Annotated in this window: 24 protein-coding genes; 14 read left to right on the top strand and 10 right to left on the bottom strand. The window is 72.3% G+C overall.

Features of this window, described 5'->3' with window-relative positions; all coding sequences use genetic code 11:
- Nucleotides 1-75: 75 nt before the first annotated feature.
- From U5C87_RS10985 to U5C87_RS11020, 8 genes are all read left to right on the top strand, one after another.
- Entirely contained in the window at nt 76-2,085 is a 2,010-nt protein-coding gene (locus tag U5C87_RS10985) for a glycosyltransferase (RefSeq protein ID WP_330476603.1), read from the top strand.
- Entirely contained in the window at nt 2,082-3,440 is a 1,359-nt protein-coding gene (locus U5C87_RS10990; RefSeq protein ID WP_330476604.1) for an O-antigen ligase family protein, read from the top strand. The genes U5C87_RS10985 and U5C87_RS10990 overlap by 4 nt, the downstream gene beginning before the upstream one ends.
- Nucleotides 3,437-4,594 (top strand): glycosyltransferase family 4 protein, encoded by a 1,158-nt coding sequence (locus U5C87_RS10995; protein ID WP_330476605.1) that lies wholly within the window; start codon nt 3,437-3,439, stop codon nt 4,592-4,594. Before U5C87_RS10990 ends, U5C87_RS10995 begins: the two co-directional genes overlap by 4 nt.
- Nucleotides 4,591-5,610 carry a glycosyltransferase family 4 protein gene (locus U5C87_RS11000; RefSeq protein WP_330476606.1) on the top strand — a complete coding sequence of 340 codons (1,020 nt, stop codon included), beginning with the start codon at nt 4,591-4,593 and terminating at the stop codon, nt 5,608-5,610. The genes U5C87_RS10995 and U5C87_RS11000 overlap by 4 nt, the downstream gene beginning before the upstream one ends.
- Nucleotides 5,610-6,746 carry a glycosyltransferase gene (locus U5C87_RS11005; protein WP_330476607.1) on the top strand — a complete coding sequence of 379 codons (1,137 nt, stop codon included), beginning with the start codon at nt 5,610-5,612 and terminating at the stop codon, nt 6,744-6,746. Before U5C87_RS11000 ends, U5C87_RS11005 begins: the two co-directional genes overlap by 1 nt.
- Nucleotides 6,743-7,522 (top strand): hypothetical protein, encoded by a 780-nt coding sequence (locus tag U5C87_RS11010; RefSeq protein ID WP_330476608.1) that lies wholly within the window; start codon nt 6,743-6,745, stop codon nt 7,520-7,522. Before U5C87_RS11005 ends, U5C87_RS11010 begins: the two co-directional genes overlap by 4 nt.
- Complete coding sequence (locus U5C87_RS11015; protein WP_330476609.1) at nt 7,519-7,869, top strand: hypothetical protein; 351 nt, start codon at nt 7,519-7,521, stop codon at nt 7,867-7,869. The genes U5C87_RS11010 and U5C87_RS11015 overlap by 4 nt, the downstream gene beginning before the upstream one ends.
- 108 nt (nt 7,870-7,977) lie before the next feature.
- Nucleotides 7,978-8,604, top strand: a complete 627-nt coding sequence (locus U5C87_RS11020) for a hypothetical protein (protein ID WP_330476610.1) — start codon at nt 7,978-7,980, stop codon at nt 8,602-8,604.
- Between the two features lie 125 nt (nt 8,605-8,729).
- Here the strand turns inward: U5C87_RS11020 and U5C87_RS11025 are convergent, their stop codons facing one another.
- Entirely contained in the window at nt 8,730-9,707 is a 978-nt protein-coding gene (locus U5C87_RS11025) for a MauE/DoxX family redox-associated membrane protein (RefSeq protein WP_330476611.1), read from the bottom strand.
- 98 nt (nt 9,708-9,805) lie between these two features.
- Between U5C87_RS11025 and U5C87_RS11030 the strand changes: the two genes are divergently transcribed.
- On the top strand, nt 9,806-10,624 hold the full coding sequence (locus U5C87_RS11030) for an exodeoxyribonuclease III (RefSeq protein WP_330476612.1): 819 nt from the start codon (nt 9,806-9,808) through the stop codon (nt 10,622-10,624).
- A 64-nt stretch (nt 10,625-10,688) separates the two neighbouring features.
- A complete protein-coding gene (trpS, locus tag U5C87_RS11035; protein ID WP_443082116.1) occupies nt 10,689-11,738 on the top strand; it encodes a tryptophan--tRNA ligase in 1,050 nt (349 codons plus the stop codon).
- Here trpS and U5C87_RS11040 read toward each other — a convergent pair.
- Nucleotides 11,696-12,817 (bottom strand): glycosyltransferase family 4 protein, encoded by a 1,122-nt coding sequence (locus U5C87_RS11040; protein WP_330476614.1) that lies wholly within the window; start codon nt 12,815-12,817, stop codon nt 11,696-11,698. The two genes, trpS and U5C87_RS11040, sit on opposite strands and share 43 nt — an antisense overlap.
- Complete coding sequence (locus U5C87_RS11045) at nt 12,814-13,011, bottom strand: hypothetical protein (RefSeq protein ID WP_330476615.1); 198 nt, start codon at nt 13,009-13,011, stop codon at nt 12,814-12,816. Before U5C87_RS11045 ends, U5C87_RS11040 begins: the two co-directional genes overlap by 4 nt.
- A gap of 182 nt (nt 13,012-13,193) precedes the next feature.
- Between U5C87_RS11045 and U5C87_RS11050 the strand changes: the two genes are divergently transcribed.
- The 3 genes from U5C87_RS11050 to U5C87_RS11060 are packed head-to-tail and all read left to right on the top strand — an operon-like array spanning nt 13,194 to nt 15,549.
- Nucleotides 13,194-13,724 carry a 2'-5' RNA ligase family protein gene (locus U5C87_RS11050; RefSeq protein WP_330476616.1) on the top strand — a complete coding sequence of 177 codons (531 nt, stop codon included), beginning with the start codon at nt 13,194-13,196 and terminating at the stop codon, nt 13,722-13,724.
- Between the two features lie 2 nt (nt 13,725-13,726).
- The gene (locus U5C87_RS11055) at nt 13,727-14,833 is read left to right on the top strand and encodes a YihY/virulence factor BrkB family protein (RefSeq protein ID WP_330476617.1); all 1,107 of its coding nucleotides are present in this window, start codon (nt 13,727-13,729) and stop codon (nt 14,831-14,833) included.
- Between the two features lie 38 nt (nt 14,834-14,871).
- Complete coding sequence (locus tag U5C87_RS11060; protein ID WP_330476618.1) at nt 14,872-15,549, top strand: class I SAM-dependent methyltransferase; 678 nt, start codon at nt 14,872-14,874, stop codon at nt 15,547-15,549.
- Nucleotides 15,550-15,585: 36 nt separating this feature from the next.
- On the opposite strand, the gene U5C87_RS11065 is transcribed toward U5C87_RS11060, so the two are convergent.
- The 5 genes from U5C87_RS11065 to U5C87_RS11085 form a co-directional block, all read right to left on the bottom strand.
- Nucleotides 15,586-17,088, bottom strand: coding sequence for a D-alanyl-D-alanine carboxypeptidase family protein (locus U5C87_RS11065; protein WP_330476619.1), 1,503 nt, complete (start codon nt 17,086-17,088; stop codon nt 15,586-15,588).
- Nucleotides 17,089-17,161: 73 nt separating this feature from the next.
- A complete protein-coding gene (locus U5C87_RS11070) occupies nt 17,162-17,905 on the bottom strand; it encodes a succinate dehydrogenase/fumarate reductase iron-sulfur subunit (protein ID WP_030203278.1) in 744 nt (247 codons plus the stop codon).
- A complete protein-coding gene (locus U5C87_RS11075) occupies nt 17,902-19,932 on the bottom strand; it encodes a fumarate reductase/succinate dehydrogenase flavoprotein subunit (RefSeq protein ID WP_330476620.1) in 2,031 nt (676 codons plus the stop codon). The genes U5C87_RS11070 and U5C87_RS11075 overlap by 4 nt, the downstream gene beginning before the upstream one ends.
- Before the next feature lie 3 nt (nt 19,933-19,935).
- Complete coding sequence (locus U5C87_RS11080) at nt 19,936-20,658, bottom strand: succinate dehydrogenase cytochrome b subunit (protein WP_030203272.1); 723 nt, start codon at nt 20,656-20,658, stop codon at nt 19,936-19,938.
- A gap of 151 nt (nt 20,659-20,809) precedes the next feature.
- Nucleotides 20,810-21,988: a glycosyltransferase family 4 protein gene (locus U5C87_RS11085; RefSeq protein WP_330476621.1), complete on the bottom strand. Its 1,179-nt coding sequence runs from the start codon at nt 21,986-21,988 to the stop codon at nt 20,810-20,812.
- A gap of 139 nt (nt 21,989-22,127) precedes the next feature.
- On the opposite strand from U5C87_RS11085, the gene U5C87_RS11090 reads away from it, so the two are divergent.
- A complete protein-coding gene (locus U5C87_RS11090; RefSeq protein WP_330476622.1) occupies nt 22,128-23,096 on the top strand; it encodes an SDR family NAD(P)-dependent oxidoreductase in 969 nt (322 codons plus the stop codon).
- A gap of 78 nt (nt 23,097-23,174) precedes the next feature.
- On the opposite strand, the gene U5C87_RS11095 is transcribed toward U5C87_RS11090, so the two are convergent.
- On the bottom strand, nt 23,175-24,776 hold the full coding sequence (locus U5C87_RS11095; protein ID WP_330476623.1) for a hypothetical protein: 1,602 nt from the start codon (nt 24,774-24,776) through the stop codon (nt 23,175-23,177).
- A 13-nt stretch (nt 24,777-24,789) separates the two neighbouring features.
- A complete protein-coding gene (locus tag U5C87_RS11100) occupies nt 24,790-25,878 on the bottom strand; it encodes a mannose-1-phosphate guanylyltransferase (protein ID WP_330476624.1) in 1,089 nt (362 codons plus the stop codon).
- Nucleotides 25,879-25,924 lie beyond the last annotated feature (46 nt).

Here is a 25,924-nt window from a genome sequence, read left to right on the forward strand (position 1 = left end):
AGTCCGGGACATCCGGGGGACGGCCGGGATCGGCCGCGGACGGCCGGGGACGGCACGGGGAGAGAGGGTGAGGCCATGTGGGCACTGCGGGTGTCCCACAGCGCGGTCGTGGACACGTGGCGTGAGCGGGAGCGGGCGCTGCGTCACCGCGGCCACCGCGTCGACGTCGTGTCGGCCGCGCAGTGGTCGGAGGGCGGGCGTCGCGTCACCCTGTCCGCGCGCCCCGGTGAGGCGGTGGCACCGGCTCGCACGTTCGGCTCGCACCCGGCTCTGTTCCTCTACGACCCGCGTCCGCTCTGGCGCGCCCTCGGTAGGACGGTCGACGTCATCGACATCCACGAGGAGCCCTTCGCGCTCGCGACCGCCGAGGTGCTGGCCCTGCGCTGGCTGCGCCGGCAGCGCGCGCCCTACCTGCTCTACTCCGCCCAGAACATCGACAAGCACTACCCGGTGCCCTTCCGCTGGCTCGAGCGCGCCGCGCTGCGCCACGCGAGCGGGGTCCACGTGTGCAACGACGGCGCAGGCCGCATCGTCGAGCGCAAGGGCTTCGCGGGCCGGGCCCGCACGATCGACCTCGGCACCGACCTCACCGCCTTCACGCCGACGAGCAGGTATGCCGTGACGCCGGGTCGGGCGCCCGTCGTCGGGTTCGCCGGTCGGTTCGACGCGGCCAAGGGCGTCGACGTGCTGCTGCGTGCCGCAGCCCTCGAGCCGGGGCTCCGGGTGCGCCTCGCAGGGGACGGTCCCGAGCGGGCTGCGCTGGCAGCCACGGCCGATGCTCTCGGCATCGCCGACCGGGTCGAGATGGTCGGCGCCCTGGCGCCTGAGGACCTGCCCGACTTCTACCGTTCGCTCGACGTCCTGGCCGTCCCGTCGTTGACCACCTCGTCCTGGGTCGAGCAGTTCGGCCGGGTGGCGATCGAGGCCATGGCCTGTGGCACGCCCGTCGTCGTCAGCGACAGCGGCGCCCTGCCGGCGGTTGTCGGCGCCGCGGCCCTCGTCGTGCCCGAGGGTGACGCGATCGAGCTCGCCAAGGCGCTCTCCGACGTGGTCCATGACACGGAGGTGGCTGCCCGGCTGCGGGAGGCGGGCCTGGCGCGCGCCGCCGCGACGTCGTGGGACCGGATCGCCCTCGAGCACGAGGTGATGTACCGCGCCGCCACCAAGCAGTGGGCCGAGCGGGCTGATGTCGAGGGGGAGAAGGTCGAGGATCGGGCGCTCGAGGTCGTCGTCGTCGCCTACGGCCGGCCCGACCTGCTCGCCGAGACGCTCGCCCCGCTGCGCGGGCTGTCGGTCACCGTCGTCGACAACTCGTCGTCGCCCGACGTGCGCGCCGTGGTCGAGCAGGCCGGCGCCGACTACGTCGACCCGGGCCGCAACGGCGGTTTCGGCGCCGGGGTCAACGTCGCGCTCGGCCGGATCGACCCCGCCGCCGACGTGCTCCTCGTCAACCCCGACGCCGTCGTCCACCCGGACGACGTGGCGTCACTGCATGCCGCGCTGCTCGCCGAACCCGACCTTGCGAGCGTCGGGCCCGCGCAGGTCGACCCGAAAGGGAGTCCGTCCCGGGTGGAGTGGCCCTTCCCGTCGCCCGTCGCGACCTGGGTCGAGGCGGTCGGACTCGGTCGCCTGCGGCGCAACCGCTACGTCATCGGCTCGGTGCTCCTGCTCCGTCGTGAGGCCATCGACCACGTCGGTCCCTTCGACGACGAGCGTTTCTTCCTCTACGCCGAGGAGACCGACTGGGCCCACCGCGCCGTCCGGCTGGGCTGGCGACACGCGCTGGTGCCGACGGCGCGCGCCACGCACGTGGGCGCCGCGACCAGCGCAGACCCGGTGTCCCGCGAGGGCCACTTCCATGCTGCCCAAGAGGTCTACCTGCGCAAGCACCACGGCGCCCTCGGATGGCAGGTGGGTCGGGCCGGACAGGTCGTCGGCTCCGCGGTGCGCGGCGTCGTGCTCCCCGGTGAGCGCGGCCGCTCGGCGCGGTCGCGCCTGCGCCTCTACCTCGCCGGACCGGCACGCTCCGAGGTGCGGCCCGAGGACTCGCGGCGACAGCAGTCGGCCGGGGTGGGGGCCCTGTGACCACTCTCGTTCCCGAGCGCTTCAGGGGTCCCGGGCGCACCGACCTGCTGGCCCGCTTCGCGCTCGTGCTCGGCGGTGTCGCCCTCGTGGCGACGGTCGGACGGCTCGCGGTCACGGTGCCCGAGGCGGCGGTCATCATCTCCGTGGCCGTGCTGGCGATCGGGCTCACGGCCGTCCAGCCCGGCCTCATCCCCGTCGCGGTGCTCCCGGTGCTGCTCGTCGTGCTGCGCGTCGGCAGCGGCGGGATCGACCTCTCCCTCTCGGACTTCGCGCTCGCCGCCGCAGCGGTGCCGGCGCTGCTGCTGGCGCGCCGGCCGTTCTCGTCGGGCCTGCGTGCCGTGCTGTGGGCTTCGGCGATCTACCAGTTCGCCACGCTCGTCACGGTCGTCAACAACCCGTACGCCGCCAACGTCGTGGAGTGGGCGCACGCCTGGATGATGGTGTCCGGGTCGCTGCTCGTGGGCTGGGCGGTCGGCGCCAACGGGCACGGCCGGCTCGGCATCCGCCTCCTCGTCGCGACGATGACGCTGCTCGCCGTCATCACGGTGGTCGAGGGGAGCGTCCACTTCGCCCAGGGTGACTTCTCGCCGGTCTACCCGAGCTTCCCGTACGGCATGCACAAGAACTTCGCCGGGACGGTGTGCGCCACGGGCGCCGTCATGGTCTACGCCCGACCGGCCTGGGTGGGGATCAACCGCAGGTGGTCCTTCGTGCTCGGCTCCGTGCTCCTGGCCGCGGTGCTCTTCACCCAGTCCCGCCAGGCGCTGATCGGTCTCGTCGCCGCCGTCGTGATCCTCGTGCTGCGCAGCGACAGCGACCGCAAGCGCTCCCGGGTCGTCCTGCTGCTGCTGGCGCCCGTCGTGCTCTTCGTGACCAACCTGGTGCAGGACCAGGTCCAGAACGGCAACCAGTTCAACTCCGTGTTCCAGCGCCTCACCTGGTTCCAGGACTCGATGACGGTGTGGAGCTCGGACCCGTGGTTCGGTGTCGGGCTGCGGTGGTGGTACACCGACCGGTTCCCGTTCCAGTTCCAGCCGCCCAACGCCGAGATCGAGGTGCTCACCTCCGCCGGCGTCCTCGGCCTCGCGGCCTTCGTCGTCCTCATGGTCGTCGCGCTCCGGGTCGCGTGGAGGCTCGACCCCGCCTACGGCTCGCTCGCCGTCGCCGTCCTCGTCTCCCGTCTGGTCCAGGGTCAGTTCGACCTGTTCTGGTCTGCGGTGCAGGGTTCGGTGCCCTTCGTCGTGCTCGGGATCTGCCTCGGCGCCTGCTGGCACGCCGAACGCGAACGGCAGGCGGCCGACGCGCGGCTGCTGCCCGCCTCGCCAGCACCACACGTCGCGGCCGGGGTCGCATGACGACGATCATCCAGATCACGCCCGAGATCGGCCCGGGCACGGGGGTCGGGGCGGTCGCCCACCACCTCGAGCAGGAGTGGCAGCGTCTCGGCGTCGACGTGCGCCGCTTCACCCTCGCCGAGGCCGGGGGCGCGTGGCTCCCGCAGCCCGGGGGCGGTGTGGCCGGCCGGCTGGCCCTGGTCGCACGGGTGGTGTGGTTCTCGACGGTCGGCACCCGGCGCGCCCGGCGCGTCCTGCACGCACACCCGGAGCAGCTGTCGGTCTGCCACAACGACGCCATGGTCGGTGACGTCTACGTCAACCACGGTCTCGTCGAGGCGGCCATGCTGGCCCGCGGTCACCACCGCCTCCGGCTGGTCCGCAACCCGGTGCACCTGTTCACCACGACGAGGGACCGCGTGCGCTACTCCCGCCCAGGGACGCACCGGCTCGTCGTCAACCTCGTCAGCGACGAGGAGCGCCTGCTCCGTGAGTTGCATCCCCGTCTCGCCATCCCCACCGTCGTCATCGGCAACGGCGTCGACACCGAGCGGTTCCGGCCCCCGACCTCGGCCGAGCGTGCAGCAGCCCGTCAGGACCTCGGCATCGGGCCCGACGAACGGATGGTGCTCTTCATCGGCAACGAGTTCGGTCGCAAGGGCCTGCCCCGGCTCGTCGACGCCGTGGCGGCACTCGAGCCCGGCGTGCGCCTCGTCGTCGTCGGAGGCACCCCCGACCTCGTCGCGGCCGAGGCCCGGCGCGCGTCCGCCGTGTCGATGGGGGACCGGCTGCGGTTCGCGGGCGCCCACGCCGACCCGCGTCCGTGGCTGCACGCGGCCGACGTGCTGGCCATGCCCAGCGCGTACGAGTCCTACGGTCTCGTCGTCCTCGAGGCCCTGGCCTGTGGCGTCCCGGTCGTCGCCACGGCAACCGGGTGCGTGCCCGACGTCGTCGTCGACGGCGTCAACGGTGCCGTCGTCGAGGCGTCCGTGGGCTCGCTCACCGACGGACTGCGTCGCTCCCTGGAGCTCGACCCCGAGACCGCCCGGCGGGCGGCTCGGGAGAGCGCCGAGGATCACTCGTGGGCGTCGGTGGCTCGGCGCTACCTCGAGGTGCTCGACCGGCTGGGGTCCGACGGCAGCGTCGGTCAGCGCGAGGCCGGTCGGTCACGGTGAGGGTGGTCCACGCGGTCCGTTCCGACGCGTTCGCCGGGGTGGAGAGCCATGTCGCGCGGCTGGCGCGAGCACAGGTGCTCGCCGGAGACGACGTGCTCGTCATCGGAGGCGATCCCGGGCACATGGCGGTCGCCTGCGGGCCGCGAGTGCGCATCCTGCCCGCGACGACGGTCTCGCAGGTGCGCAAGGCGGTGCGCCGCTGGGCTCCGGGATCCGACGTGGTCCACGCGCACATGACGGCGGCCGAGATCGCCTGTGCCACAGCGATGGTGGGGGTGCGCACACCTCTCGTCGTGACGCGGCACTTCGCGAGCGAACGCGGCAGCAACCCTGTGTCCGCCGTGGTGGGGAGCGCGGCGGGCCGTCGGGTCGACGCGCAGATCTCGATCAGCCACTACGTCGCCGACACCATCTCCGGTGCCAGTGTCGTCATCCACCCGGGCGTCGACTCGATCGCGGCCACCCGGCCGGCCGCGGAGCGCGAGCGGGTGGTCCTCGTCGCGCAGCGGCTCGAGCGCGAGAAGGACACCGAGGTGGCGATGCGAGCGTTCGCCCTCTCGGGTGCCGCCGAACGGGGCTGGCGGCTCGACGTGGCGGGTGACGGGGCCGAGAGGGCCCGACTCGTGGCCCTCGCGAGCGAGCTCGGGATCGCCGCGTCCACGCGGTTCCTCGGGCACCGCCGCGACGTGCTCGCCCTCATGGAGTCCGCCGGCGTGCTCCTCGCCCCGTGCCGGGTCGAGGGGCTCGGGCTCACAGTGGTCGAGGCCATGGCCGCGGCGCTGCCGGTCGTCGCGGTGGGCGCCGGAGGTCACCTCGAGACGGTGGGCGCCGCGGCGGCCGCTGCCCTGCATCCACCGGGGGACGTCGTCCGGGCCAGCGAGCTGCTGACGATCCTGACGACCGACGCCGCCCACCGTGACGCGTACGGCGCCGAGCTCCAACGCGTCCAGCGGGCCCACTTCACACCCTCGCACCAGGCTGAGCGGACCGCCGAGGTCTACCGGGGGGTGCGCTGATGGATCTCGTCGTGACCTCGCTCGAGGCGTGGGACGGCGTGTGGCGCCGCAACCAGCACCTCGTCGCCGGGCTCCTGCGCCGCGACCCGGGGCTGAGGGTGCTCTTCGTCGAGCCGGCCACCGACCCGCTCCACGCGGCCCTGGGAGCATCCGCTCCGCGCCTCGGTCGCGGACTGCGCGAAGGACCGTCGCTCGACGGGATCCGTGCCGGCGCCCTCTGGCTGCTCGAGCCGACCAAGTGGCTGCCCCGGCGGGTCGACCGCCGTCTCGACGAGCGCTGGGCCAAGCAGGTGCTGCGGGCGGCGCGGACGCTCGACCTGGCCGACCCCGTGCTCTGGGTCAACGACCCGCGGGGATCACTCCTCGTCGAGGCGACCCAGTGGCCCTCGCTCTACGACATCACCGACGACTGGACGCTGGCCGACCGGTCCAGCGCCGAAACCGACCGCATCGTGGCCCAGGAGCAGGTTCTGCTCGGCCGCTGCGACGAGGTGGTCGTCTGCTCGCACGCGCTCGAGGAGAGCAAGGGTGCGCTGCGTCCCGTGACGCTCGTGCCCAACGGCGTCGACACGCAGGCCTACCTCGTCGACCACGACCGGCCCGCGGACCTGCCGGCTGGCGCGGTCGCCGTCTACGTCGGGACGCTGCACGACGACCGACTCGACGTCGACCTGTGCGTGCAGACGGCGCAGGCGCTCGCGGGCTCGGGCCGACTGGTGCTCGTGGGGCCCGATGCCCTTGCGGCAGAGCAGCGCTCGCGACTCGAAGAGGCGGGGGCACTCCTGCTCGGGGCGCGTCCGAGTGTGGACGTGCCTGCCTACCTCCAGCACGCCGACGTCCTCGTCGTGCCCCACGTCGTCACACCGTTCACCGACAGCCTCGACCCGATCAAGCTCTACGAGTACCAGGCTGCAGGGCGGCCCGTCGTGTCGACGCCGGTGGCAGGCTTCCGCGATGTCGACGACGACCTCGTGACGGTCGTGGGTGCTGCAGAGTTCGCGCACGCGGTCGTCGGCGCCGTGGCGTCTCCCGTGGCGACGCAGCGAGCGCGCGAGAGCTCGGCGGACTGGTCGCGCCGGGTCGACCAGATGCGCGAGATCCTCGGGCGGCTGCACGCTGGGAGGTCGGCCTCATGACCACCGACGCTGCTGCGCCGTTCGTGGTCCACGTCCGGGCGTTGGGGGCCACGGTGGCCATCGAGGTGCCCGACGAGCGCCTGCGCCTGCCCGTCGAGCAGGCCTGGTCGGCGTGCCGCACGGAAGCAGTTCCCGGCGCTCCCGGGGTGAGACCCCCCTCCCTGTCGCCGGCTGCCGGGCCGGACGAGAAGGCGTCAGCGCTGCAGTCGCTGACGCAGTCCGTGACCCGTGAGGCGATCCTGGCCCGTTCTGGCGAGCTGATGATGTTCCACGCTGCCGCCCTCAGCGACCAGTCGACCGGTGCGACCATCGCGATGGTCGCACCGGGTGGCACGGGCAAGACCACCCTGGTGCGGGCGCTGGGCCCGGGTCGTGGCTACGTCACCGACGAGACGGTCGGCGTGGCCGCAGATGGCGCCATCGCGCCCTACTGCAAGCCCCTGTCGGTGCGTCGCGAGCACCCGAGGCAGCCCAAGGACGAGATCTCGCCCGGGACCCTCGGGCTGTGCCCGCCCCGGGTCGAGCCGTGGCTCGCCGGCCTGGTGCTGCTGAGGCGCGACCGGGCGGCGGGCGAGCGTCCGGTCGTCGAGGACGTCGGCGTGCTCGACGCCCTGGTCCAGCTCGCGCCGGAGACCTCCTCGCTGGCGGCCTTCGACCGTCCGCTCCATCGCCTTGCCGAGCTCGTGGAGTCCGTGGGAGGCCTGCGCCGGATCCGCTACCACTCCGTCGACGATGTCGAGCCGGTCGTGCGCGAGGTCCTCGGGAGATCGAGGTGAGCGCCGACCGCGAGGGCGCCGCCGCGCTCACGTCCGAGGCGTTGCTGCGTCCGGGGGAGCTGCGCGACACCTACTCGACCGACGACGGCACGGTCGTCCTCGTGGCGGGCGCGGCCGGACACCGGGTCGTCCGGCTCTCGCCGCTCGGGAGCGCGGTCCTCGAGGCCGTCGGGTCGGGGACGACCCTCGCGGCGCTCGAGGTGGAGCTGAGGTCCCGGCTGGGGGAGCCACCCGCCGGAAACCTCTCCGAGCTGGTCCTCTCGGCGACGCTGGCACTGGTTGACGAAGACCTCATCGTCGCAGGTCAGGGGCATAAAGACGACAATTCGGGCGTCACGCAACCGTGATGTGGGCACGTCGCCGCAAGGTGTGTGATTCCCGGCATCTGGGGTGGCAGCCTCCGGTATGTTGACGAGTGCTTGGGGGGCTTCAGTCATCGAGTGGGGGATGTATCCATGTCACAGAATCACGGCGCCAAGACGGCGCCTCCGAGCCGACGCTCGGTAGTCAAGGGCGCGGCCTGGGCTGTGCCGGCCGTCGTGGTCGCGGGGGCGGCGCCCACGGTCGCGGCCTCGGCGGGTCTGCTGAGCCTGACCGGCCAGGCCTGCAAGCTGCCGGGCAACTCGAACTCGATCTACAAGGGCTACGTCTTCGAGCTGGTGGGCAACAACGTCACCGGGCCGCTTCCGCGCGACGCCGTCATCGTCGTCGACAGCATCGCGGTCTCGGGCCTCGCGTCGGCCGGGCGGTTCATCGTCCAGTCCCCGACCCAAGGTTCCTGCTCGTGCGGGCCGACCTGCGGTGATTCGGATCCGAACCACACGGTCTGCGTCAAGGACGGGAGTGTGAACCAGCAGATCCTCATCTACACCGAGGCTGCGCTGACGGGCAACAGTGCATCCGGCACGGTGTCCATCACCTACCGGGTGTACGACTGCAACAACACGTCGAGCTGCGGGACGGCCGGCCCGGTCATCCCCGACTCCGCGAACTTCTCGGGTGGCTCGCTTCCGGGCGGTGGCAAGGGGTCCTGCGACATCACGCCTCGCCCGATCCCGCCGGGCTGCACGGAGAACTGCTGATCAACCGTCGATGGGGTGTGGCTCTTCCAGAGCCACACCCCATCGGCGTGCCCGCCCTCGGGGTGGAACCGGTCAGGCCGCAGCGGCCCCGCTCCCAACCTTCGGTGCCCGCCCTGCAGTCTCGACTAGCGGGCGACGCCGAGCTCCACGGCGATGGCCTCGACGAACTCCAGCACGTCGTCGTGACCGACGACCGGGCCCCCTGCGAGAAGGCCGTCGGCCCCCAGCAGGATGGCGCTGGGGGTTCGGCGCATGCCGAACGACTCGTTGAGCAGTCTCTCCGTGTCGTGGAGGCTCTGCGGCTCGTCCGCTGACGTCAGCGCGGTCTCGGACGGCGCGTCCGCGAGGACGAGCCGCACGTCGACGGGCCCGAGCAGCTCGCGCCAGCGAGGCACTGCCTCGACGACGTCATGGCAGCTCGAGCACCAGTCTGAGACGTAGAGGAGCAGCTGCGGGCGCTCGGCGCTCAGCGCTCGCAGGGTGCTCGTCGAGCCGTCGCCGAGCATGATGGGCAGGGCGGGTGTGCGGTAGCGCACGTAGTCGCCCTCCTCGTCGGCGTACGCGGTCGGCTCGACCGTCGGGACGGCGGCCGACGAGCCTCCGACGACGAGCCACGTCGTGATCGCCGCCGCCACCGCACCGGCGAGCCACCACCAGGGAAGGAGCCCGTCCGCGATGCGCGTCAGCACCGACGGGCTCTGCGCGGCGACGCCGACGGCTGCGAGGGCGACGAGCCAGGCGTTCCGCACGACCGTGCGGCGCGAGATGCGCCCCGGTGCGAACTCCCCGAAGCACGCGCACTCGACGTCCTCGTCGAAGCCGAGCGCGCGCACGACGAGGACGAGGTATGCCGCGAAGAGCACGAGCGTGGCCACCGCAGCCGCCGCGCCCGGCAGTCCACCGAGGGCCACCAGCCCGAGAGCGAGCGCGATCTCGACCCACGGAAGGGCCTGCACCACAAGCGATCCCGATAGCGCGGCGGGCACGCGCAGGTCACGGAAGGCCTCGGCCGACGCGCTCGGCGCGCGCAGCTTGCCGACGGCGCTGACGACGAGGACGACCGCGAGGACGACGGGCGCGAGGACGAGGGCGTCGGTGGGCACGTCGCATTCTAGGCAGCCCACGGCATACCACCGGGGTTATTCGCGCGATCTCCGGGCCGCGTGACGGGAGCGTCGGTGCGGTCCTGCACAATCTGGCCATGCGCGTCGTCACGGCCAACGTCAACGGGATCCGAGCCGCAGCGAGGCGGGGCATGGTGCCGTGGCTCCAGCAGACGGAGCCCGACGTGCTGTGCCTGCAGGAGGTCCGGGCCACCGACGTGGACCTCGCCAAGGTGCTCGCCGAGGCGGGGCTCGCGCACTGGTCGGTCGCCCACACCGAGGGCACGGCCAAGGGACGCGCCGGCGTCGCCGTCATCACGCGTGAGCCGCACGCGGACGTCCGGATCGGCATCGACGGCGCCTTCGGTGACGAGGGGCGCTGGGTCGAGGTCGACGTCGTGACCGGTGTCGGCCCGCTGACCATCGCGTCGGCCTACGTCCACACGGGTGAGGCCGGCACCGAGCGCCAGGACGTCAAGATGGCGTTCCTCGCGGCCATGACCGGGCGGATGCGGCGGGCGTCCGATGCCGACGAGCTCGTGCTCGTCACCGGTGACCTCAACGTGGCCCACCGCGAGGGCGACCTCAAGAACTGGAAGGGCAACCTCAAGAAGGCCGGCTTCCTCCCCGAGGAGCGCGCGGTCCTCGACGGGTGGTTCGAGGACGGCGGTTGGGTCGACGTGCACCGCCGGCACGTCGGCGACGTCGCGGGTCCGTACTCGTGGTGGTCGTGGCGCGGCAAGGCGTTCGACAACGACGCCGGCTGGCGCATCGACTACCAGCTCGCGACGCGGCGTCTCGCGGCCACCGCGACCCACGCCTTCGTGGGCCGCGCGCCGACGTATGCCGAGCGCTGGAGCGACCACGCGCCGGTCGTCGTCGACTATGCCCTCGCCGGGACGCTCCCCGACGCCTGACGCCGGCCCCTGGCCGGCAGACCGCGCCGTCGGCGACGGCCCGGTTTGGGGGCGGTGGCCGACCATGGGCCAGAATGCACCCATGTCCTCGACGCCCTCCCTCCCGACCACGACGCCGCGCAGCCTCTCCGGCATGCAGCCGACGAGCGACTCGCTCCACCTCGGCAACTACATCGGTGCGCTCGTCGAGTGGGTGCGGCTGCAGGAGACGCACGACGCGTTCTACTTCGTCGCGGACCTTCACGCGCTGACCGTCGCCCCCGACCCCGAGGTGCTGCGCGAGCGCACCCGCATCACGGCGGCCCAGTTCATCGCCGGCGGCGTCGACCCGGCGCGCTCGACCCTCTTCGTCCAGAGCCACATCGCCCAGCACACCGAGCTCTACTGGGTGCTCGGCACGCTGACGGGCTTCGGTGAGGCGAGCCGCATGACCCAGTTCAAGGACAAGTCGGCCAAGGGCACCAACACCAACGTCGGCCTCTTCGCCTACCCCGTGCTCCAGGCCGCCGACATCCTCATCTACGACGCGAACGTCGTGCCGGTCGGGGAGGACCAGCGCCAGCACCTCGAGCTCTCACGCGACCTCGCGGGACGCTTCAACCAGCGCTTCGGTGACACGCTCGTCGTGCCGGAGCCGCACATCATGAAGGCGACCGCCAAGATCCAGGACCTCCAGGAGCCGACGGCGAAGATGAGCAAGTCCGCCGCGTCGGACTCGGGCCTCGTGAGCCTGCTCGACGAGCCGGCGCGCATCGCGAAGAAGATCCGCTCCGCCGTCACCGACACCGAGCGCGAGATCCGCTTCGACGAGGAGCACAAGCCCGGCATCTCCAACCTGCTCTCGATCCACTCGGCCCTGTCGGGCACGCCGGTCGCGCTCCTCGAGGAGGCGTACGCCGGCAAGGGCTACGGCGACCTCAAGAAGGACGTCGCCGAGGTCGTCGTCGAGGCGGTCACGCCGTTCCGCACCCGCACCCTCGAGCTCATGGCGGACCGCGCCGAGCTCGACCGGATCCTCGCGGACGGCGCCGAGCGGGCCCGCACGGTCGCCGAGGCGACCGTGCGACGCGTCTACGACAAGGTGGGGCTGCTCTCGTCGAGCGGGCGCGCCTGACGTCCGTCCGCGGCTGCGGCGACGAGGTCGAGACAGACCGTCTCGAGTGCCGAGGCAAGGTGCATCGCGGTGAAGCGTGACGCGACGAGGGCCGGGCCCTTCAGAGCGCGCTCGCGCCAACCCGGGTCGACCAGTGCCTCCCGGAGTCGGTCGGGGTCCCCGGGCGGCACCACGCACATCACCTCGGGATCGAGGTAGTCGCCGACACCGCTGACGTCGCTGATGACGACCGGCGTGCCGAGCGCGAGGTTCTCGAGCAGGACCGTCTGCCCGGAGGACATGCGTGACTCGCGGAGCGGGAGCACCATGAGCTCTGCGCGGGAGTAGAGCTCGCGCAGCTCTGTGATGGGCACGTCGCTGCGGAAGGTCACGTCCGGTCGGTGAGCCAGCGGCTCGGCCTGCGCACGGTTCCAGGCGTCCGTGACGACCATGCACGTCATCCCCCGGGGGAGGGCCGCCATCAGGGTGGGGAAGTCCTTGCCCGCGTTGGTGCCCACGGACAGGATCCCGCCTTCGCGGTCGCCGGCGACTGACCGGAAGAACTCGACGTCGACGCCGAGCGGCACCCAGGTCGGGCTGCGCCGCAGCCCACCGAGGCGGCGCGCGAGTGGTTCCCGCTGGGCGGAGGAGAACACGGTGATCGCGTCCGCGCCACGCAGGGCAGTCCGATGGACGGTGCCGGCGAGCCCGGGCCGCGTCGTGGCCTCCAGGGCAGCCACGGTCATGACGACCACCGGCCTGCGGACCAGTCCGACCCTACTCAGGACGAGTGCAGGAAGGGCGGCCGCCTCGTGCGTGGCGAGGACGACGTCGACCTCGCGCTGCACCCGCAGCAGCCACAGCAGCTGGGACAGACGCCAAGGCGTTCGGCGTGCCCGGCGCGGGCGACCCGATCGGGTGTGGTGCAGCACGCGGTGTCCGCGGACCTCGAGCTCCTGCATGCCGAACAGGCGGTGGGAGGGCGTCCGCCCGGTCGCCACGTCCTCGAACTCGTGGTCCCAGTCGGACACGAACAGGGCTGCGATCCGCAGTCGACGTCCGGACGGCCGGGTCGTGTCCGTCGGTCTCGTCTCCGTCATGCGTCGGCCCCGCATGCTCGGGTCGGCGGGTCCCGGACGCCTCGGGGCGCTGCCAGGAAGAAGTCGTCGACGTCAGGCCGGTCGGCCGAGCGCATCGCGGACCGGAACCGCACCCACGACAGCGCGAGGGCGACGACCCAGGCGAGACCCCAGGCCACCGCGCCACGCAGGTCCCAGCCGCGTCGGACATCCATGGCGCTGACGGTACTGGCCGGGAAGGGGCAGCGGGCCGCCTTGACGAGGTCGTTCTGGCGGGCCCGGCACGGCATCTGACCGGGTTCAGGGACATCTCGGGCAAACCACGACCGATGTTCGCCGACACCTCACAGGTACCTCGGGTGAGCTGGGCGCAGCATCCTTCGGTACGGTCGGGGGCGTGAGTGTTGCGCGCCTGACCACGATCGGCGTCTCGATCCCGATCCCGGCCCCGCACGGTGACTACCTCCAGCACCGTCGTGCCGACTTCGGCGACCCCCAGGCCTGGCAGATCCCCGCGCACATCACCCTGCTGCCGCCGACCGAGGTCGACGAGGAGGCGTATGCCGCCTTCCGCAGCCACTGCGCAGACGTCGCCGCCGCCTACGCCGCCTTCGACGTCGTCCTGCGCGGCACGGGCACGTTCCGGCCGCTCTCCGACGTCGTGTTCATCCAGGTCGCCCAGGGGGTCTCGAACTGCGAGGCGCTCGAGCGCGCCCTGCGCTCCGGTCCGGTGCGCCGCGACCTCGACTTCTACTACCACCCCCACGTCACGGTGGCCCACAACGTGCCGTCGACGTCCCTCGACCGGGCGTTCACCGAGCTGGCCGACTACTCGGTCGCCTTCGAGGTCGACGCGTACCACCTCTACGAGCTGGGCGACGACGCCGTGTGGCGCCCGGTCCACGAGTTCGCGCTCGACGGGGACTGACCGTGCCGGCGTTCCAGCCCGCTCTGGACCGGCTCAAGGCCACCCGGGCCTACCAGGCGTGGACGCGCTACGGGGAGGCCAACGGCGACCTGCTTGCCGCGGGGGTCGGCTACTTCGCGTTCTTCTCGATCTTCCCCGCCCTGGCGCTCGCCTTCGCGATCTTCGGCTTCGTCCTGCAGGGTCGACCGGACCTCGTCGACACCATCGCCGAGTCGCTCAACAGCACGCTGCCGGGCATGGTCAAGACGACCGCGCACCCTGACGGCATCATCAGCATCGAGGCGCCGGCCAGCCTGACGCTCACCATCACCGGCATCATCTCGTTCGTCACCTTGCTGCTCGCGGGCCTCGGCTGGGTCGGTGCGCTGCGCACGGGACTTCGCGGGGTGTTCGGCCTCGAGGCGTCGACCGACAACTTCGTGCGCACCAAGGCGCGTGACCTCTTCGTCCTCGTGACGCTCGGCCTAGCGATCGCCGTCTCGGCGATCCTGACGAGCGCCGTCGGCGGCCTGGCCGAGCGCGTCGCGGGCTGGATCGGCTTGGCGGGCAACGGGTTCCTCGTCGGACTGCTCGGGCTGCTGGCTGGGGTCGTCTTCGACACGCTCATTCTCGTCGTCCTGCTGCGGATGCTCTCGGGCGTGCCGCTGCCCATGCACAACGTGCGGCAGGGCGCCGTCCTCGGGGCGGTCATCCTCACGGTGCTCAAGCTCTTCGGCGGCTTCCTCATCAGCCACGCCACCTCGAACCCGCTGCTCGGTGCGGTCGCCGTCGCGGTGGGCCTGCTCTTCTGGCTCAACCTCATGTCCAAGGTCGTCCTGCTCTCGGCAGCCTGGGCCGCCAACGACGTCGACCTCGGCCGTCCGGCCGAAGACGGTTCGGCCATGTCCACTCCGGGCAGCGGCCGCCCGCTGCCCGGAACAGCGCTCTCGCCGGCGACCACCGATGCGGGGGACGGGTCGTATGCCGTCACGGACCCGGGTGACCGGGAGCGGTCCCCCGACCGGCCGAGTCCGCGCCCCACCGACAGGGCCAGCCTTGCGGCGGGAGTCGTCATCGGTGCATTCGCCGTGTCTGCGGTCCGCGGGGTGCGTAGGGTCAGGCGACACTAGGGTCCGTCCCGCAGGGCCCGTCGGCACCTCGGGAGGGCATGGCCGTGCAGCCTCAGCAGCAGGACGTCTACGTCGACAACGCACGACTCGACGTCTCACCGTTCATCCCGGCCGGGGCGACCCGGGTCCTCGACGTCGGCTGCGGCTCCGGTGGCTTCGGCCCGACGCTGCGTCGAGTGCTCGGCGAAGGGGCCACAGTGGTCGGCCTCGAGGCAGTCCCGAGCCAGGCGGCGGCGGCGCGCGAGGGGCACGGGTTCGACGAGGTCGTCGCGGGCTACTTCCCGGAGGCGCTCGACGGACGGGCCGGGTCGTTCGACGCGATCTTCTTCAACGACGTGCTCGAGCACATCGTCGACCCGTGGTCGGTGCTGCGTGAGGTCCCGCGCTTCCTCTCAGCGGGCGGCCAGGTGATCGCCGCGATCCCCAGCATCCAGTACGCACCCGTGGTGCTGAAGCTGCTCCGGGGCAGGTGGGACTACGTCGACCAGGGGACCCTGGACCGGACCCACGTGCGGTTCTTCACCAAGGCGACCATGGTCGAGATGTTCGAGAGCTGTGGCTACGAGGTGCTCTCGTGCACGGGGGCCAACACCATGGGTCGCCGCTGGGCGGCCAGCGGGAACCCGCTCCTTCGCGCAGCCGCACGGGTGGTGCCGATCCCGTTCGGCAACATGCGCTTCGTGCACTTCGTGGTCGTGGCCCGCCCGCGCCGCTGACGCACGACGTCGGTGTGCGACCGGTCCGGTGGTCGGCTACGCCCGCGACCGGCGGCGCAGCACCAGGGCCAGCACACCGACCGCCGTCGTAATCACGACGCCGGCTCCGGCCAGCACGACGAGCGAGCTCGTCCGGTCGGCGGACGTCGTCTCGGCCGTCGCCACGGGGGCAGGGGTGCCCGTGGCGCCGAGCGCGCCGGCCGTGCCCGGACCGGTGGTGCCCGTGCCCGTGGCACCGTCCGTGGGCAGCGTCGGCAGGGTCGGGGCGGGGGAGGGCGAGGACGCCTCACCGGGTTCGACGAGCCGCCCGACGGGGGTGACCCGGTCGGCGTTGGCGAAGCCCCAGTCGAGCAGGGCCGCGGTCGGCTTCCACGAGCCGGTGACGCTGCCCATCTGGCTCACGACGAGCGTGCGACCGCCGCGCGTGGCCGCCCCGATGAAGGTGTGCTGCGCGCGGTCGGTGCGACCGGGCTTGATGCCGATGGCGCCGGGGTAGTGCCGGAGCAGCTCGTTGATGTTGTAGACGTGGAAGGCCGGCCACACCTTGCCGTTCTTGTCCTTGCCGCCGGGGAAGACGGCGTCACGCTTGGTGATGGTGGCCCGGAAGGCGGGCAGGCGCATCGCGTCTCGGCCGATGAGCGCCAGGTCGTAGGCGCTCGAGCGCTGGGCGCCGTCGTCCAGCCCGCTCGGGTCGACGGTGAGCGTGTCGTGCGCACCGACCTCGGCGGCCTTGTCGTTCATCAGCGCGACCGTCTGCTCGTAGCCGCCGGCGGCGTCGGCGAGGGCGTAGACGGCGTCGTTGGCCGAGAACATCAGCATGGCGTCGAAGAGGCTCGAGACGGGGTAGCGGTTGCCCGCGAGGATGCCGACGCGTGAACCCGCCGCGTCTTGGGCGTCCTGCCCGGCCACGACGACCTGGTGCGGGTCGAGCCGCGGCATGAGCGTCAGGGCCGTCAGGGTCTTGAGGGTGCTGGCCGGACGCAGCCAGGCGTGCGGCGACTTGGCGGCGAGGATCTCGCCGGTGTCGAGGTCGGCGACGACGTAGGAGACGTCGTAGACCTCGGGCGGCGCCGGCACGGACACCGGCCGGTCGACGAGGACACCCGTCTCGGCGAGGCGCGAGCCGCCCACGACGGTCTCGGGCTCCCACGCGGGGTGCGCGAACGGCGTCGGGGGCGCGTTGCGGCACACGAGGCGCGCCTTCGGCGGCTTCTTCGTGCCTGCCGGTGAAGAGACCTGCGGCGACGGCGAGGTCGACACCACGGTGGGCGGCGCCGCCGCGGCGGCGTGCTCATCGGTGGGGAAGACCCGCGGTGTCAGGGTCACCCCGCGAGGAACGGCCTGCTGGGTCTGCCACGGCGTGCACGGCGACGCAGACGCAGGAGCCGCGACCACGGCGCGAGGCAGCGGTGCCCCTGCCGCGGCCGGCACGGCATACGTCGTCGTCGTCAGGACGAGCCCCAACGCGACGGCACCGAGAGCGGCGCCCGCGGCCGGAGTCGTCCACGGGCGACGTCGGGAGGTCGTAGGAGGCGTCATCGCCGGGAAAGACTAACCCGCCCCGGTGGTCCGGGGCGGGTCGTCGGTGGTCCTGCGGAGGGCGCGTCGCGCCTCACTCGCCGCGCATCAGCGCGCCGCGCAGGTCCTTGTTGAGCTGGTTGATGACGTCGAGCGGGATCTCCTTGGGGCAGGCCGCGGAGCAGGCGCCGACGTTGGTGCAGCCGCCGAAGCCCTCGTGGTCGTGCTGGCTCACCATGCTGACGACGCGGGCGTCACGCTCCGGCTGGCCCTGGGGGAGCTCGCCGAGGTGGGTGATCTTCGCGCCCATGAAGAGCATGCCGGAGGCGTTGGGGCACGCCGCGACGCACGCGCCACAGCCGATGCACGCGGCCGCCATGAAGGAGCGGTCGGCCTTGGGCTTGGGCACGGGCACCGAGTGGGCCTCGGGGGCCGAGCCGGTGTTGGCGCTGATGAAGCCGCCGGCCTGGATGATCCGGTCGAAGCTCGACCGGTCGACGACGAGGTCCTTGATGACGGGGAACGCGTCGGCGCGCCACGGCTCGATGGTGATCTCGTCGCCGTCGGAGAAGCTGCGCATGTGCAGCTGGCACGTCGTCGTGACCTCGGGGCCGTGGGCCTTGCCGGAGATCATCAGGCCGCACATGCCGCAGATGCCCTCGCGACAGTCGGAGTCGAATGCGATCGGCTCCTCGCCGCGGGCGTTGAGCTGCTCGTTGAGCACGTCGAGCATCTCGAGGAAGCTCATGTCCTCGGAGATGTCGGTGACCGGGTAGGTCACCATCTCGCCCTTGGCCTTGGGGCCGGCCTGGCGCCAGATCTTCAGGGTCAGATTCACTTGTAGCTCCGCTGCTTCATCTCGACGAATTCGTAGACCAGGTCTTCCTTGTGCAGGACCGGCGTGCCGTCCTGACCGCCCCACTCCCACGCGGCGACGTAGGCGTACTCGTCGTCGTGACGCAGCGCCTCGCCGTCCTCGGTCTGGGACTCGGCGCGGAAGTGACCGCCGCAGGACTCGCGGCGGTGCAGCGCGTCGATGCACATGAGCTCACCGAGCTCGAGGAAGTCGGCGACACGGCCGGCCTTCTCGAGGCTCTGGTTGAGCGTGTCGGCGGAGCCGAGCACCTTGACGTTGCGCCAGAACTCGTCACGCAGGCCGCGGATGAGGTCGATGGCCTTGAGCAGCCCCTCCTCGGAGCGCTCCATGCCGCAGTACTCCCACATGATGTTGCCGAGCTCCTTGTGGAAGGAGTCGACCGAGCGGTCTCCGTTGATGGAGAGCAGCTTCTGCACGCGAGCGTCGACGGAGGCGCGAGCCTCGACGACGGCCTCGTGGGACTCCTCGAGCTTGGGGAACGGGCCCTTGGCGAGGTAGTCGCGGATCGTGTTCGGCAGGACGAAGTAGCCGTCGGCCAGACCCTGCATCAGGGCGCTCGCGCCGAGACGGTTGGCTCCGTGGTCGGAGAAGTTCGCCTCGCCGGCGACGAAGAGGCCGGGGATGCTCGACTGGAGGTCGTAGTCGACCCACAGGCCGCCCATCGTGTAATGCACGGCGGGGTAGATGCGCATCGGCACCTCGTACGGGTTCTCGCCCGTGATCCGCTGGTACATGTCGAGCAGGTTGCCGTACTTCTCCGCGACGGCCTCGGCGCTCATGCGCTTGAGGGCGTCGGTGAAGTCGAGGTAGACGCCGCGGCGGAAGTCGCCGACCTTCGGGCCGACGCCGCGGCCCTCGTCGCAGACGTTCTTGGCCTGGCGGCTCGCGATGTCACGCGGCACGAGGTTGCCGAACGAGGGGTAGATCCGCTCGAGGTAGTAGTCGCGGTCCTCCTCGGGGATCTCGCGCGGGTCCTTCTCGCAGTCGGCGGCGTTCTTCGGCACCCAGATGCGGCCGTCGTTGCGCAGCGACTCGGACATGAGCGTCAGCTTGCTCTGGTGCTCGCCCGCCACCGGGATGCAGGTCGGGTGGATCTGCGTGTAGCAGGGGTTGGCGAAGTGCGCGCCCTTGCGGTGCGCGCGCCACGTCGCGGTGACGTTGCTGCCCATCGCGTTGGTCGAGAGGAAGAAGACGTTGCCGTAGCCGCCGCTCGCGAGCACGACCGCGTCGGCGAGGTGGGTCTCGATCTCGCCGGTGACGAGGTCACGGGCGATGATGCCGCGGGCCTTGCCGTCGACGACGACGACCTCGAGCATCTCGTGGCGGCTGAACATCTCGACCGTGCCGGCCGCGACCTGGCGCTCGAGCGCCTGGTAGGCGCCGATGAGCAGCTGCTGGCCCGTCTGGCCACGCGCATAGAACGTGCGCGAGACCTGCACGCCACCGAACGAGCGGTTGTCGAGCAGGCCGCCGTACTCACGCGCGAAGGGCACGCCCTGGGCGACGCACTGGTCGATGATGTTGGCGCTGACCTCGGCCAGGCGGTAGACGTTCGACTCGCGCGAGCGGTAGTCGCCACCCTTGACGGTGTCGTAGAAGAGACGGAACGTCGAGTCGCCGTCCTCCTTGTAGTTCTTGGCGGCGTTGATGCCACCCTGCGCGGCGATCGAGTGCGCGCGGCGCGGGGAGTCCTGGTAGCAGAAGGACTTCACGTTGTAGCCCGCCTCACCGAGCGTCGCCGCCGCGGCGCCACCCGCGAGGCCGGTGCCGACGATGATGACGGTGAGCTTGCGGCGGTTGGCCGGGTTGACGAGGGCGGCATCGAACTTGCGCTTGTTCCAGCGCGCCTCGATCGGGCCCTTGGGTGCCTTCGTGTCGACGATCGGCTCGCCCTCGGTGTAGAGGCCGTGCACGACGCCGGGCGCCGCCTCACGGGTGGGGGCGGGCGCCTCGGGCGCGACGGTGCTGGCTGTCTGGGTGTCGGTCATGGATCAGTTCCCCTTGACGATTCCGAACAGGATGGCGAGCGGCGGGAGCGCGAAGCCCACGGCGGTCACCAGCGCGATGACGGTCGCGGTCGCCTTGGCGGTGCGACGCGACTTGGCGCTGTTGGTCCAGCCGAGGGTCTGCGAGGCGCTCCACACGCCGTGCCACAGGTGCATGCCCAGCGCGGCGAGCGCGAGGACGTAGATGAGGACGACCCACCACACCTGGAAGCTCGAGATGACGAGCTTGCCGGCGCTGTCACCGGCGGCGTCGGGGCCGACGTTGATCTTGAGGATCGTGAACTGCAGCAGGTGCCACACGAGGAAGAGGAGCAGCGCCACGCCGCCCCAGCGCATCATCCGGCTGCGGATGGTCGCCTGCGCGGCCTGCTTGGCCACGTAGCGGGTGGTGCGAGCGCCCCGGGCGCGGCTCCACAGGTAGAAGGCGGAGTACGCGTGCGCGGCGAGCGCGACCACGAGCAGTGCGCGGAAGATCCAGAGGAACCCGCCGAAGGGCAGGATCGGCATGAGGATCGTGCGCAGGTGCAGGGCGTACTCGTCGAACGCCTCGACACCGCCGAAGATCTTGAGGTTGCCGTACATGTGCACCAGCACGTAGAACACGAAGAGCGCGCCCGAGAGGGCCATGAGCAGCTTCATGAACACGGTGGTGCGGCGTGCCGACGCCGGTCGGGGAGTTCCCGTCGCTGGGAGAGTGTTGGTGGCCACGTCCGCACCCTATCCCCGCGGTTTCCGCACTCGAATTCCTACCCACTGGTAAACGGGTTGTTGTGACAATCTCAACAAGAACCCTCGACAACCTGGGCGTATGCCGTGTCCCCGGGCGGGTGCCCGGCATGCCCGGCCGTGGGGCTGGCACTCAGGCGGCGCGGTCGGCGCCCCGGTCGCGGATGACGCGGCCGTAGTGCGCGACGAGGTCCTCGACGACCCGCGACCACGAGCGCTCGCGGACGCGCAGTCGACCGCGCCGACCGAGGGCGGCGCGGTGCCCCGGGGAGGCGAGCACCCGGCATACCTGCGCTCGTAGGTCGCCCGCGCGCTCGGGGTCGAAGAGGTAGCCGTTGTCACCGTCGGTGACGAGGTCGACGGGTCCACCCCGGCGCGGGGCGACGACGGGCAGGCCTGTGGAGCCGGCCTCCTGGAGGGTCTGGCCGAACGTCTCGGCGGTGCCGGTGTGCACGAAGACGTCGAGGCAGGCGTAGGCCCGAGCGAGGTCGTCGCCGTGCCGGGGCCCGAGGAAGGCCGGTGGCCGGTTGGGCCGGGTGGCCGAGCTCGCGACCGCCTCGGCGAGGGCGGCGCCGACCGGCGCGCGCGACGGTCCGTCGCCCACGACGACGATCCGCGTGCCCGGGAGGTCGGCGAGCTCGGCGAGGCGTTCGACCTCCTTCTCGGGCGCGAGCCGGCCGACGAACCCGAGGAGCAGCTCGCCTCCGGGAGCCAGCTCGTGGCGCAGGGAGCGGGTCAGCGCGTCGAGCCGCCACGAGGGGTTGAAGAGGCTCGCATCGACACCGCGACCCCACGGCGCGATGCGCGGCACGCCCTGGGCCCGGAGGTCCGACAGCGCGCTCGAGGACGGCGCGAGCGTCAGGTCGGCCCACGAGTGCAGCCGCCGCAGCCAGCGCCACGTCGCCGCCGCGGCAGCCGCACCGGCCGGTCCGGGCGTGTGCTGCCTGACGTACGCGGCCATGTCGGTCTGGAAGACCGCGACGGTCGGCAGGTCGAGCCGGCGGGCCGCGCTGAGACCTCGCGCGCCGAGGACGAAGGGGCTCGCGACGTGCACGACGTCGGGCGCGAAGTCGCCGAGCACCCGCTCGAGCTCCGGGGTCGGCAGGCCGACGTCGAACTGGCGCACCGGCACCGACGTCACGCGGTGCACGCGGGCGCCGTCGAAGCTCGCCGGCCCGTCCGCCCTCGTGCGCGGCGCGATGACGACCACCTCGTCGCCGCGCCGGTGCAGCTCCTCGACGGTGCGGCAGACGCTCGTGGTCACGCCGTTGACGGCCGGGAGGAAGGACTCGGTGACGATGGCGACGCGCACGTCACCCACGGTCCCGGGACCGGCGCCGGGGCGGGCGACGTCGCGGGGTGTGTGGGGTGACGCCTCGGTGACGTCCTCGTGCCCCGCACCTGGGCCAGTCCACCTGGGCCCGTCACCTGAGCCCGCCTAGGGTGGGCACATGGTGCTCCACGAAGCTGCCGCTGCCCTCGACTGGGTCATGGACAAGTCGTTGGTCCTGGGCTACACGAAGATCGGTCCGGCGGTGCGTCGCGCGTGGTGGCCGCACGACCCGGTGCCCGGCGCCCTGGTCGGGCGTCACGTCCTCGTCACCGGCGCGAGCGGCGGGCTCGGCCTCGCCACGGCCCGAGGCCTGGCGCGCCTCGGCGCAGCCGTCCACATCACCGGTCGCGACCCCGGTCGCCTCGACGACGCCCGCGCCCGCCTCGTCGACGAGCAGCCCCTCGCCGAGGTGACGGCCCACGTCGCCGACGTCAGCGACCTCGCGGCCACCGCGGACTTCGCCCGGCGGTTCGCGGTGGAGGTGCCGCGCCTGCACGCCGTCGTGCACAACGCCGGCGTCATGCCGCCCCAGCGCACCGTGACGCCGGAGGGGCACGAGCTGACCCTCGCCACGCACGTCCTCGGTCCGCACGTGCTGACCTACGGTCTGCGCGAGGCGCTCCACGGTGGGCGCGTCGTCCTCGTGACGTCCGGAGGCGCCTACGGCCAGCGCCTCGACGTCGACGACCCGGAGTACGCCTCGGGCGACTACTCCGGCGTGACCGCCTACGCGCGGACCAAGCGCATGCAGCTCGTCCTCACCGAGCTGTGGGCGCGCGACCTCGCCGCCGACGGCATCCGGGTCCACTCGATGCACCCCGGGTGGGCCGACACCCCCGGCGTGACCGACTCGCTGCCGCGCTTCGCCGCGGTCACCGGGCCGCTGCTGCGCGACGCCGACTCGGGCGCCGACACCGCCGTGTGGCTCGCGGCGACGGCCGACCCGATCGGGACCGGCGGGTTCTGGCACGACCGGCGCCGCCGGTCCACGCACTACGCGCCCGTCGGGGTCGAGTCGCCCCAGCAGGTGGCCCAGTTCTGGGACTACGTGCGCGAGGTGACCGGGGAGCCGGCGCCGAGCGCCTGAGCCCTGCGGACGGCATACGCCCTCGGTCGCACGGGGGTCAGGGGCGCGGCCAGCACGTCGAGCGCTGGACGGGCCCGGTCAGGAGGCGCGGCGCACGCACACCTGCGAGACGGACGTCCGGACGCAGTCGTAGCCGGTGGACACGAGGGCGCGGACCCGCGAGACGAAGAAGTTCCACGCCGGCTGTCCCTCCTCGGGACGCAGGGTGTCGTCGATGATGACCGCCTGCGCTCGAGGCAGGCACGCAGCCGTCGCGTCCAGCGCCGCGGCGGAGTCGAACGGGTACTGGTGGAACCGCGGGCACACGAGCCGCAGGGCGCCCAGCCCCACGGCGTGGGCGCTCGCGTCGTTCGAGCCCGCCCGGGCGTACGTCTTCACGCCGGGGAGTGAGCCGAGGACGGCGCTGTCCGGGGAGCGGCTCTCGAGCAGGCGCAGGCTCGACGGGACGTCGCGGGCAGCGGTGAGCACGAAGTACGGGTGGAGCGCGCCCGCCATGAGGTAGCCGCCGACGAGGAGCAGCAACGCCGCCCGGCGCACGCTGAAGAGGGGCACGGCGCGCCTCGCGACGAGCGCGAGTGCCAGGCCGCCCGGAGCCGACAGCGTCTGGGCGTGGTGCGGCCACGTCCCGGTCACGGCGATGACGACGAGCCCGAGCACGAGGGTGACGATGACGAGGTCCCACAGGACGGCCGGGGAAATGGTGCGCTCGGGGTGCTCTCGGCTGGTCGTCGGCTCGGGATTCGCCGGTTGTGCGCGGCGAGCTGTCGAGGCACGCGGCACCAGCACGAGGACGAGCACGATGCTCGCGATCGTCACGACGCCGGCACCGCGGGCGTCCTCGGGGAAGACGCGGAGCAGGTGTCCGACGACCGAGCCGTACTGCGACGCGACGAGCTCTCCGTCGGCGTAGTCGGCGTTGAGGCGGAAGTTGTCGACCCAGCCGGTCAGCTCACCCCGCCACGAAATCGCACCGATCCCTGCTGCGAGGAAGACCACCGCGCCCAGGACCGCTCGCGCCAGACCCATGAGGCCGCCCGAGGCACGCCGGTGGAGCGCGACCACGAGCAGGGCCCCGGCGACGACCGGCGCCAGGATCAGCTTGGTGAGCAGGAGCAGCCCGACGAGCGCCCCGGCGACGACCCAGCGCGAACGCACGGCGCACGCGACGGCCCCGAGCAGCAGGGCGAGTCCGGGCAGGTGCGTCATCCCGCTCTCGTAGGCCGGTCCGGTGAGGAGCAGCGGAGTGGCACCGAGGCCGGCGACGACCGCGATCTTCGGAGCCGCGCCGGCGGCGCGCGCGAGGACGAGGACGGCGAGGCCCGCTCCGAGGACCCACAGGACCTCGAGCGCGACGTCGGCGAGGGGTGAGACGAGGCGGCCGACGGCGAGGGCGTAGTAGAAGAGCGGGTCCTTGTTGTCCCAGACGTCGACGTAGAGGCGGTCGCCGGCGAGCAGGCGCTCGGCGACCGATGCGTACGTCCCGTGGTCGCCGAACGTGCTCGGTACGAGTCGCGGGAGGGCCACGGCCCAGGCTGCGGCCACCGCCAGCATGACGGCGACAGCCGCACCGGGGGCGGCGGAAGGCGCCGGAGCGCGGAGAGCGCCGGCCGGGGTCGTCGGCGACCATGGCCGGCGCGGCGGCACCGCAGCAGGGTCGGCCAGGTCCACGCGGTCCGTCATGAGCGCTCCGGTCTCAGGTCAGCTCGGTGCGGCCCTGGGCGGTCAGGGTCTCGACGACCTGCTTGACCTCCTGAGCGCGGTCCGGTCGGGTGATGAGCAGCGCGTCCTGCGTGTCGATGACGACGAGGTCCTCGACGCCGATGAGGGCGACGAGACGGCCGCCGGTCGCCACGGTGGCGGTCGAGTCGATGCTGATGATGTCGTCCGCCGGGCCGATCGCGGTGATGCCGGGGATCGAGCTCGACTGGGCGACGAGCCTTGTGAGAGAGGCGAAGTCGCCGACGTCGTCCCACCCGAGGGCGGCGGGGACGACCGCGACGCGACCTGCTGCGGCGGCGGGCTCGGCGACGGCGTGGTCGATGGCGATCTTCTGCAGCGAGGGCCAGAGGTCGGCCATCCGCCGGGGGTCGCCGGCGATGGTGCGCAGGCTGTCGACCATGTCGGCGTGGTTCTCCGCGAGCAGCTCGAGCAGTGTCGTCGCGCCGACGACGAACATCCCTGCGTTCCAGCGGTATTCGCCGCTGTCGACGTAGCGGGTCGCCGTCTCGAGGTCGGGCTTCTCGACGAACTCGTCGACGCGGTGGGCGCTCGGCGCGTCCTCGACCTCGAGCGGCTCGCCGAGCCTGATGTAGCCGAAGCCGGTGGCCGGCTCGGTCGGGTCGATCCCGATCGTCACCAGCTCGCCACGACGGGCGAGGGCCACCGCCTCGGTCACGGCCTGCCGGAAGTTGTCCGGCTCGGCGATGACGTGGTCGGCGGCGAAGGAGCCGAGCACGGCCTCGGGGTCGCGGCGCTCGAGGATCGCGGCGGCGAGGCCGATGGCGGGCATGGAGTCGCGCGGAGAGGGCTCGCCGACGACGGCGTCGTAGCCGAGCATCGGCAGCTGGCGGCGGACCGCGTCCTCGTGGGCGACCCCGGTCACGACGAGGATCCGCTCGCCGACGAGTGGCTCGAGCCGGTCCCACGTGGCCCGCAGCAGCGACTGTCCGGACCCGGTGAGGTCGTGGAGGAACTTGGGGGAGTGGCGCCGGGAGATGGGCCAGAGCCGCGTGCCGGAGCCTCCGGCGGGGATCACGGCCCAGAAGCCCGGTATGCCTGTCATGGGGCACACCGTACCGAGGCGCGGCCCCCGCCCCGGCCGAAGCGCC

The organism is Terrabacter sp. C0L_2, assembly GCF_036352015.1.
GTDB lineage: Bacteria > Actinomycetota > Actinomycetes > Actinomycetales > Dermatophilaceae > Terrabacter > Terrabacter tumescens.

Bases quoted from the DNA above. Each gene is read 5' to 3' on its own strand.
- U5C87_RS10985 (WP_330476603.1), top strand. From the start codon at position 76: ATGTGGGCACTGCGGGTGTCCCACAGCGCGGTCGTGGACACGTGGCGT.
- U5C87_RS10995 (WP_330476605.1), top strand. From the start codon at position 3,437: ATGACGACGATCATCCAGATCACGCCCGAGATCGGCCCGGGCACGGGG.
- U5C87_RS11005 (WP_330476607.1), top strand. From the start codon at position 5,610: ATGGATCTCGTCGTGACCTCGCTCGAGGCGTGGGACGGCGTGTGGCGC.
- U5C87_RS11010 (WP_330476608.1), top strand. From the start codon at position 6,743: ATGACCACCGACGCTGCTGCGCCGTTCGTGGTCCACGTCCGGGCGTTG.
- U5C87_RS11020 (WP_330476610.1), top strand. From the start codon at position 7,978: ATGTCACAGAATCACGGCGCCAAGACGGCGCCTCCGAGCCGACGCTCG.
- U5C87_RS11030 (WP_330476612.1), top strand. From the start codon at position 9,806: ATGCGCGTCGTCACGGCCAACGTCAACGGGATCCGAGCCGCAGCGAGG.
- trpS (WP_443082116.1), top strand. From the start codon at position 10,689: ATGGGCCAGAATGCACCCATGTCCTCGACGCCCTCCCTCCCGACCACG.
- U5C87_RS11040 (WP_330476614.1), bottom strand. From the start codon at position 12,817: ATGACGGAGACGAGACCGACGGACACGACCCGGCCGTCCGGACGTCGA.
- U5C87_RS11045 (WP_330476615.1), bottom strand. From the start codon at position 13,011: ATGGATGTCCGACGCGGCTGGGACCTGCGTGGCGCGGTGGCCTGGGGT.
- U5C87_RS11060 (WP_330476618.1), top strand. From the start codon at position 14,872: ATGGCCGTGCAGCCTCAGCAGCAGGACGTCTACGTCGACAACGCACGA.
- U5C87_RS11065 (WP_330476619.1), bottom strand. From the start codon at position 17,088: ATGACGCCTCCTACGACCTCCCGACGTCGCCCGTGGACGACTCCGGCC.
- U5C87_RS11075 (WP_330476620.1), bottom strand. From the start codon at position 19,932: ATGACCGACACCCAGACAGCCAGCACCGTCGCGCCCGAGGCGCCCGCC.
- U5C87_RS11090 (WP_330476622.1), top strand. From the start codon at position 22,128: ATGGTGCTCCACGAAGCTGCCGCTGCCCTCGACTGGGTCATGGACAAG.
- U5C87_RS11095 (WP_330476623.1), bottom strand. From the start codon at position 24,776: ATGACGGACCGCGTGGACCTGGCCGACCCTGCTGCGGTGCCGCCGCGC.
- U5C87_RS11100 (WP_330476624.1), bottom strand. From the start codon at position 25,878: ATGACAGGCATACCGGGCTTCTGGGCCGTGATCCCCGCCGGAGGCTCC.